Source organism: Flavobacterium myungsuense (assembly GCF_042677265.1).
Lineage (GTDB): Bacteria > Bacteroidota > Bacteroidia > Flavobacteriales > Flavobacteriaceae > Flavobacterium > Flavobacterium myungsuense.
The window spans coordinates 21,991-31,817 of sequence record NZ_JBHTIZ010000006.1; the positions used below are offsets into that span (position 1 = coordinate 21,991).

The 9,827-nt window shown below is 36.5% G+C and carries 3 protein-coding genes and 1 pseudogene; 2 read left to right on the forward strand and 2 right to left on the reverse strand.

Annotated elements, in window-relative coordinates; genetic code table 11:
• Positions 1-427: 427 nt before the first annotated feature.
• A complete protein-coding gene (locus ACFQ0S_RS02760) occupies positions 428-4,693 on the forward strand; it encodes a T9SS sorting signal type C domain-containing protein (protein WP_379753869.1) in 4,266 nt (1,421 codons plus the stop codon).
• Positions 4,694-5,237: 544 nt separating this feature from the next.
• On the opposite strand, the gene ACFQ0S_RS02765 is transcribed toward ACFQ0S_RS02760, so the two are convergent.
• Together ACFQ0S_RS02765 and ACFQ0S_RS02770 are read right to left on the reverse strand one after the other, a co-directional pair.
• On the reverse strand, positions 5,238-7,373 hold the full coding sequence (locus tag ACFQ0S_RS02765; protein ID WP_379753872.1) for an alpha-galactosidase: 2,136 nt from the start codon (positions 7,371-7,373) through the stop codon (positions 5,238-5,240).
• A 63-nt stretch (positions 7,374-7,436) separates the two neighbouring features.
• Positions 7,437-8,813, reverse strand: coding sequence for a hypothetical protein (locus ACFQ0S_RS02770; RefSeq protein WP_379753875.1), 1,377 nt, complete (start codon positions 8,811-8,813; stop codon positions 7,437-7,439).
• 802 nt (positions 8,814-9,615) lie between these two features.
• Here ACFQ0S_RS02770 and ACFQ0S_RS02775 point away from each other — a divergent pair.
• Positions 9,616-9,827: pseudogene (locus ACFQ0S_RS02775) on the forward strand (helix-turn-helix domain-containing protein); the annotation flags it as partial.

Genomic DNA, 9,827 nt, shown 5'->3' on the forward strand with positions numbered 1-9,827 from the left:
TATTGCCTTGTGACGCCATTTTTTATCCACTTTGACATAACATCAATGCATTTTTAATTGTTTTAGTACTAACGGATTGTTGTATTAAATTCTTTTCTTATCATTTTAAAAAGCCCATCAACTACAAATAACAATATGAAAGAGCAAGACCTGCATTTAACTCAAATTCTTTATACAAAAACACTCATGCCCTTAATAAACAGTATTTTAATCTGTTTTTATTTATGAAGTGTTAGTAAATGACACAAAAGTACCTAATCATTGAAACTTTATTACGTATTCAAAGTATAGGTTTTTATTAATTTTGATATGTATCTAGAATTTTTATTAAAAGCAAACATGTAAAGTATTGAAAATAAATATTTTAAATAAATCCATTTAGTAATAATCTTTCCTAATGTACGATTTTTTATAATTTCATAATGCCATGAAAAAATATGTTCTCTTTCTATTTCTTTTACCGATAGTGACTTTTGGGCAAACTGTTACTGCTGGATTAATAGCAGCGGATCAAACTATTTGCACTGGTAGTACCCCCGCAGCTTTAACATCTACCACAGATGGTACCACAACATCAGGTATACTTTCCTATCAATGGCAGACTAATGCAAGTGGCAGTTATGTTACTATTTCAGGCGCAACTGCTTCTACATATGCACCACCAGCCTTAACCGCTACTACCAATTATAAAAGAAGAACCGTTGCTGATAATGGCGGAACTCTAACTTATTCTAGTTATGCCACGCCAATAACAATTACTGTCAATGCAAATTTATCAGCAGGTGCAATAACACCCACTACAGCTCAAACCTTTTGCCAAGGGTCAAGCGGAAATCAATTAAACGTTGCAGTAACAGGCGGAGGCACATTCACAAGACAATGGGGTAAGCGCTCTGTATCAGGCGGAGTTATTACCTACCTTAGTCCAACCGGTGCCAATTTTACTCCAACACTAGGTAATTTGGGAGTTGGAGCATGGTTTGTAGTTTGTACTATAACACCTACTTGTGGTAGCGCAACAGTTTCTAACGAAGTACCCGTAACCATAAATCCAACCCCTACGTTGACAGGTGCATCTCAAGCCGCGCCCGTTTGTGAAGGTTCCGTCGCCACTATAAATTTGACAGGAATGTTACCCAATACTACATCAACCTTAGCATATCAACTTGCGGGAACTCCCCAACCAGATGTAACAGGTTTGGTTTCTGATGCTTCTGGGAATACCAGTTTTAGCATAGTAGCTCCTAGCTCACTAAATTTTAGAATTTTATCCATCACCACCACCAGCACGACGCCCAATTGTATAACAAGCATAGGTGCAGGTACTAGTTTTCCGCTGTCAGTACCAACGATAACTTCTGGGTCTATAGGGACTGCGCAAACTATTTGTGGTGGAACTGCACCTGCTACTTTAACCTCTACTTTAGATGGTACAGGGTCAGGAACAATTTCTTATGAATGGCAAGCTGATGATGGTACGGGTTATGTTACCATTTCGGAGGCTATCACTTCCACTTATGCACCACCAACTTTAACCACAACTACTAGTTATAAACGAAGAACCCTTTCCACTTTCGGTGGAATAACTTGTTATTCAGGATATAGCACCCCAATAACTATTAAAGTTAATATTTTAACTGCAGGTGTCACAGGCGGTGCAGCAACTATATGCTCTGGAAACGATCGGATTATATCCCAATTAGCCCCAGGAACTGCAACAACAGGCGTCATTGGAAGAACTTATGAGTGGCAAGCTAATGATGGTACAGGTTGGGATACCATTCCTCTTGCAATAGATGATAATTATCCAACCCCTATTTTAACCATAACCACTAGTTACAGAAGAAGAACAGTAGCCATAAGCGGTGGCACCACTTGTTACTCTAATTATGCTACTCCAGTTACTATTACAGTAAATAGCGTAGATAAGGGAAAAATAGGAACAAAACAATCTATTTGTGCTGGAGACACACCTGCGCCATTAACATCAGTAACATCAGGAACAGGTGTAGGCGCTATTACCTATGAATGGCAATCCAGAGTCTTACCCGCTATTTTTACAGATATACTGGGAGCCACTGGGCCTACATATTCTCCTGGAGTCACAACCGTACAGACGAGTTACCGCAGAAGAGCGATTTCTACATTAAATGGCTTAACTTGTGTTTCTGAATTTGACGCTTTAACCATTAAAGTAAATGAACCAGAGGAAGGCATTATAGGAACAGACCAGACTATTTGTTCAGGGACTACCCCAGCTACTTTAACCTCAATAGAAGATGGACAAGCCCCAGGTACTATTACCTATGAATGGCAAGCTAATGATGGTGCCGGCTATGTTACCATTCCGAGCGCGATACTGTCAACCTACACTCCACCAGCACTAACAGTAACTACGAGTTATCAGAGAAGAACGACCGGTCAGTGCGCGGGATTACCTACTTATTCTGTCTGGACTACTGCAGTAACTATTACAGTAAATGCTGTAACAGCAGGGACAATAGGAACAAACCAAACGTATTGCACCGCGGCTACCTCAGCAACCTTACCCTCAACATTAGCAGGAACAGGTTCAGGCACCATTACTTACGAATGGCAAACCAATGCCAGTGGTTCTTATGCTACCATTCCAGGAGCAACAACGCCAATCTACTCACCTCCATTACTAACAGCAACTACGAGTTATCAAAGAAGAACGATTTCTACACTAAATGGAGTATTTTGTAATTCTGTATATACCACGCCAATTACAATTACAATCGATAGCAATCCAATTGCTCCAACGATAAGTGCTATTACAAATACTACTTGTGTACCATTTACAGGAACGGTAACCTTATCAGGGTTACCTGCAATTGGAACTTGGACTATTAATCCTGGAGGCATTACAGGAACAGGAACCAGTAATACCATAAAAGGTTTGTCATCAGGCACCTATACCTTTACCGTTACCAATTCTAATGGTTGCGTGTCTATTGCTAGTAGTGCAGCCGCAGTTGCATCAGCTGTTACGAATACTTGGAATGGAACTACTTGGTCGAATGGCACTCCTAATAATCAACAGTCGCTTATTTTTAGTGGTAATTATCCATCAACAATTGACCCTAACGTTGATTTATACGGTTGTAGTTGTACGGTTACTACTGGCAATAATGTTACTATAAAAGTAGGTCGTAGCCTATTCATAACAGATCAAGTAACGGTTGTAGGAACAGGAACTTTAACTTTTGAAAACACGGCAAGTTTAGTACAAGTTAATAATGTAACCAATTCTGGAAATATAAACTATATACGGACAACTACCCCAATCAATAAATTTGATTATACCTATTGGTCAACGCCAGTACTACCATTTGATCTAGGAGGAATCTCTCCAAATACCAATGGAGAAAAGTATTATTCCTTTGATTCTAGTATCAACAATTGGAAACAAGAATCAATTACAACATCAATGGTTCCTGGTAAGGGATATATTGTTCGTGGGCCTCAAAGCTTTAATGATACTACTCGTTCTGCCTATGTAGCAGTTTTTAATGGTGTACCCATTAATGGTACTGTCAGTATTTCAGGAATTGTTCCGAATGCTCCCTGCCTTTTAGGGAATCCCTATCCTTCTGCTTTAGATGCCGATTCATTCTTAAATACAAACCAAAACTTGCTTGAGGGTACACTCTATTTCTGGACGCATAATACTCCTATTGCTGTAGGTACACCGAATCCCGGTACCGGATATTTTGCTTATTCGGGTGATGATTATGCTACTTATAATCAAACTGGTGGGACAGCGGCTGCGCCAAGCAGTAACATAGGCGGATTTAATACCAATATTCCTTCTGGAAAAATAGCCACATGCCAAGGCTTCTTTGGACGTACTAAAACAGTTGCTGCTGGTTTTGCATCATCGACTCCTATAGTGTATACTAATGCAATGCGTGTAGGTGTTGGCGGAATTTCAGGAGATAATACTCAGTTTTTCAGAACTAAAGGAACGGCAACTACATCTGCAACTCTCGTTGAGAAACACCGTGTTTGGCTTAACCTTACTAATGAGCAAGGTGCGTTTAAACAAACTTTAGTTGGCTATATCACTGGTGCTACCAATGCGTATGAAAGTCGTTTTGATGGAAAAAGTATTGACGGAAACGAATTTCTTGATTTTTACAGCATCAACCAAGATATGAATTTAACTATTCAGGGGCGTGCTTTGCCATTTGATGAAAATGATGAAGTTGTATTGGGGTATCGTTGTGCTATCAATGGTGATTTTACAATAAACATAGACCAAGTAGATGGATTGTTGACTAATCAGTCAGTGTTTATTGAAGATAAATTGACTAATTCTATTACCGATTTAAAAGCCGGCAACTATTCATTTAAAACCACAAAAGGAACTTTTAATGATAGGTTTGTGTTGCGTTATAAGGATAAAACATTAGGCACAAATGATTTATTAGCTGAATCAAATGTAGTGTTGGTTTCTGTTAGAAATAAACAAATCAAAATAAATTCCTTTGCTGAAACTATCGATAAAGTGACAATTTACGACTTACTCGGCAGAAAAATCTATCAAAAAGATAAAGTAAGTAGCGATGAATTATTAGTAATGAATTTTGTTTCCAGCTATCAAACACTGATTGTGAAAACAACTTTACAAAATGGCGGAACAGTTACCAATAAAATTTTTGTAAGGTAAATTAAAACCATTAAAAAAATCCGTGTCGTTCGTTTCTACTTTAGTAAGCAGGTGGAAACGTACCAGACGGATTTTAAATCTCATTATAGTTGGAGAATGTTGTTAGAACTTTATGTCATAAGAAATTAAACTTTGCTTGCTATTCCAGCATTTTTATTGAATTTTTGTGGCTTTGCCAGTTTGGCTTTGCCTATAGTTTATAAACTTTTTTACTTTGGAAAAATATTCTAAAATGCTTACCATTTCCACTAGAAATTAGATTGAGTAAAAGCATATATATGCTCTGCCTATTCGCTATCGCTAAGGTCTTAACAAATAACTCAATGGTGCATTTTTTCTTTCAAATCTTTTACTACAACTTTTGCATAACATTCATTAATTAATACTCTTGTGCTTCTTGCAATATTTTATTGATTTAGGTTCTGACTTACTATCTTAAATTATCTGAAGTTTTGGCTGGTTTTTTCCTACAGCTCTAGATTATTTCCGTTAGATTATTCAATAACAATTAGTAATTATTATTGCTATTCAATCCATTTAAAAATTAATTTTTCACAAACTCAATAATTTTTACAGAATGTGCAGGTTGATCCAATGTTAACTTTTTAGACTCGATTTTGAAATTCTCATTAGTCCATAATTCAGTCAACTTGTATTGTGAATTATTTAACTCGAAATCCGTTTTCAGATTGTATGTTTTACTAACGTCCTTGTCAAGCCAATTAAAAATAGTTATTATTAAACGATCTTTGGTTTCTAATTTCCAAATGGTTGGAATGTCAACACCCGAAAATAAATCAAGAGGAACGGCATGAACTCCAAGTTTGTTGACTGCAATAATATCACTATTTTTTAATAATTCCAATCGTTCAGCTGGTAATGATTCAACTTTATCGCCAAAAAAGAAAAGCCCCCCCATAATGGCTTCTAAAGTCATGTGGCATTTTGCTTCTTCAATGGTATACTGTGGAGAAACAAAAAAAGCATCTGGATCGACAATAGCAATATTTTTGTGAATATAATAGTTTTGTGACACGGCACGTGCAAATCGAATTAAGCCTTTTTCCACTCTTTCCTCTTCAATAGTCCCCAAGGTTTTACCATAGGTAATGTTGGTATAGGGTTCCGCTTCAGATTTATATCCAGGATGGTTGATGTCGTTGCCTATTCGAATGGCATCATAACATTCTAAAGCACCAAATACATAACCCATACTGCGTGTCACGACTAAATCATCAGGCAAAGCACTTCTAATTGCACGAATCGTTTTATTGTGAGCCTGCATAAAAGTCATAGTCGAATCAAATCGTACACCTTCTTCTAAACCTCCATAAGTGTGGTCCCATTTCATAAATGAAGGTCTGTAGCCTTCAACCATTTGTTGGTATCTTGCTGCCGAAAAAGCGGGTACTTCAGGGTGGCTTCCATCAACATAAACTGTCCCAACAGTTGTCACCATTTCATCATCCCCTTTTGCTATTTTTTTATTGTAAGATGGTTTCAAAATCCAGTCAGGATGTTTTGAAGTAATAGGATCTTTAGGATTGGTTCGTAATGGACTTACGTGAAGGCCAAAGTCAAGACCCAAATTATTTACATAATCTGACAGATATCGAATTCCATTAGGAAAAGTGACATCATTAACGCTATATAGACCAGGCTCTGTCCACCAGCCGCCATCAATTTGAATGGTTTTCCAACCGTACTCTTTCAAATTGGTATTTATAAAATCAGCGGAAGTCAAAAATGATTTTTCAGTAATCTTTCGATCATAGGAATGCCAAGAACTCCAACCTGCTTCTGGAAAATGCATCGGTTTTCCTTTTCGCACATTTTCTCCCATAATTTTTCCAGTTTCCAATAATACATTTGTAGGGCGTTGATTTTCCCAATAACCAACCAAAAAGGCATCGGTAGTAATGGTATTTCCTGCGGGAACCCAAATTTTTTCTCTTTCGAAAATAGCACCACTTCTTGCAGAAACTTTTAGTTTATTGAAATCGTCTTTAACGGGTAATTCCCATTTGAAATTATTAGGCCATAATTCACTGGCTATACTTGCAAAAGAAAAAGCACAATTTTTTTTGTCGTTGACCAACATACTCAACCAAACTCCGGTATGCGCTTTAGAGTACGTTCCTTCTTTTGCCTTTTTTGTATTCAATTGATACGGGTACATAAGACCCCCTGTATGCGGGGCAGAAGCACTTTCGGTAAAAACCATCCAATCTTTACTATTGCCGGGTAAAACTATATTTTCTTGGAAAGAATTAAACAACTTGATTCCGCCCAATTTGAATTTCTCCGTAGCCATTAATGAAGAGTTCATTACCAAATAAGGGCGACCTTCCATTAATTCGAATACAATAGTAAAATTGGAAATCATGGGATGGTTCTCGCAGATCAGATACAAATAGTCTACTTTACCATTATAATTGTTATCTTCACTCAATCGAGTTCCCTCTTTTTTCTCCCAACGGATGTTTTTAAATTCTTTAACTGAAACCCATTTATCGTTTATTTCAATTTCAGGTATAAGTGCATTTATCTGTGCAAATTGTTTGTTCCATTGAATACTGTATTCTGGATTACCATTGGAATATTTAATTGCGGGTTGGGCTAGAAGTTTTGGTAATACCAACACAATAACTAAACTGAAAACTATTTTTAATCTATTCATTACTTTATTATTTGATTTTAAGGATATATTTTTTTTTTGCTTACTGCTGTTTTTCTTCTTTTTTTATTTTAAATCAACAAGTTTGGCTCTCAAACATACGTTTATAAATGCCGCCGATGTCCAAAGTTGTGAACCCGAACCTGAAATTAAACCCGAAGGCAATGTTACTTTTTCGTGAAACGAACCAAACCCTCCCCATCCTTTATCTCTTTTTTCAGAAAATTTTGTTCCCATTGTTCGTGCCAGTAGTGCTGCATTGTAAGCTGTATAGTCTTTGTCATCTGCAATTTCTTTTGCTTGCAAGAAAAAAGTATCGCAAAAGGGCCAGGCGGCTGCATTGTGATCCCCTTTTCCATCTCCTAGAAACGGATGAATAAGCGGGGTTCCATAATGATTCGATGGATAATTGTCTATTGCTTTTCTTGCCGCTTCCCCTTTTACAATTCCAAATAGAATTGCAAAAGCGGTCCCTAGATTGTTCTGATTAGGCATTACTTTTCCCTTTCTGTCTTTATAATAAGTAAAGGTACCATCAGGTAATCGTAATTCTTTGAGAATAGCCTTTTTGAGCAACTCGGCTTTTTTTGTCCATACTTCTGCTTCTTCGGGTAAATTGCATTTTTGAGCAGCATTGGCAAGTGACAGCATCCCTTTATAATACAAACAATTGGTTGAGGTACTTTTTATCAATACGCAATCAGCTTGAGAATAACCCTCTGGATAGCCCTCGGATTCCAAGTCTTGAAAGGTGTTTTGACCTTTGTATAAACCATCTATTGTGTCAAACCAAGGAGCATAAAGGGTGTCAAAATTACTTTTCCCATTGGCGTAAAACCAATTCCAGTCGGCTACCTCAGGATGACTTTTAAACAAATCATCTACCGCCCATACCCAGACTACATCATCGGTACGACGTGTAATGCTGTTGCTTTTGAACAGAGTCATAATTTGTTTTCTATCGTCTGTAATTGCTTCCCAAGGAGCATCGATTTCTTTAATTACCTCTTCTGTCGAAACTTTGTATCCCATTTTAGATATTACATTTCTAGTTACCCGAAGTGAAGTCATCATTTCTTTGGGATACAAAGCATTAAGACCCAAAATTCCTGCATAGGATATGTCACGAGTATAAACACGGTCGGTGTAGCGTCGTCCCGCAGCAAAATAAGTTCCATAATCGTTGGTAATCAAGTTGAGTTCGACATCATTAAGAGCAATTGCCCACATTTTTTTGGTCAGGGGCGTGGCCTCTGGTTTTAGCGCCATGTTGTTTTTGGGGCTTACATTAGGCAAATCGGCAGTTACAAATTGTCCTAACCCGTCTTCTAAGGAATTGGCATTTAATACCAATGGTAATTTCTCATACACTAATTTTTGACTGTAGGCAGAATATACAAACAAAAAAACAGTTGGAAGAACGGGTAAAATATACTTTTTCAACTTCGATTTTATAAATAATATAACAGAGTACAAATTAAAATATTTTAGACAACTTTTTGTTGTTCAAAAAGTCTCATACACTTGGTCTTTTTGTTTCATTTTGTAATTTAAACTTAGTATATGAGTTCTCAATTCAAATAGAACCTTTGAGTTTGATTAAGTAAGTTGAGAAATAAAAATTAGTGCTTGACGAATAACACTCTTATTCATTATAACTATTAAAAAGGGAATACTCACTTTATGCATAGAAGAATCTTTTTTTATTTATTTTTGTTTTAACCTATGTTTCTAATTAAATTTACTAATTTGAAATAACAAGCGGTATTACTTCATTCACTATTCTTTTAGATTGTTGTCCGACAAAAACTATATAGTATAACTCGACCCAAACAAGTATAGTACCTACGGGACATTTTTAGAGGGAACACTTCTTATGTCTTGTCCTGCAATAGACATACAAAAAATTCATCGTTATGGGAAAACAAAAAAGCAAGTCAAATGAATGGCTTTCTGTTTTGCTCCCTCTCTTGGATAAAGTTACAAATTTGATGAGTTAAAATATCTATTATACCTTATAACCTTTGAATTTACTGTAATAATTTGTGTGTTTGGCTATACCAAAAAAGATAATATTAGAAATAGCAGAGCGTGTTGAATTTTTACAAAGGGGACATTCCAAATCCAAAGGTCATCTTAAAAAAGACCGAATAAAAACCTTACTTTATATTAAAGGGGGTAAATTTCATTTTCAAAGCGACATCGGGAAAAAGCTTGGAGATCAGAGAAAACAAAACGTGTCTGGTTGCAGCAATATTTAAAAGACGGATATTTAAGCCTTGTAGAGCTAAAAAGTGGCGGCAATAACACCAAGACAATTTCTGAGAAAGCTCAGTTTTTTATTGCTGAAAAAGTTAACAATAAAAGCACAAAAATCACATCTTATGTAGAATTGCAGTTGCTCATTGAAGAAGAACTCGGAGAAAAGGTCTTTTATGGAGCTTTATATTCTCATTG

Coding starts and splice junctions, on each gene's coding strand:
- ACFQ0S_RS02760 (WP_379753869.1), top strand. CDS start 428: ATGAAAAAATATGTTCTCTTTCTATTTCTTTTACCGATAGTGACTTTT.
- ACFQ0S_RS02765 (WP_379753872.1), bottom strand. CDS start 7,373: ATGAATAGATTAAAAATAGTTTTCAGTTTAGTTATTGTGTTGGTATTA.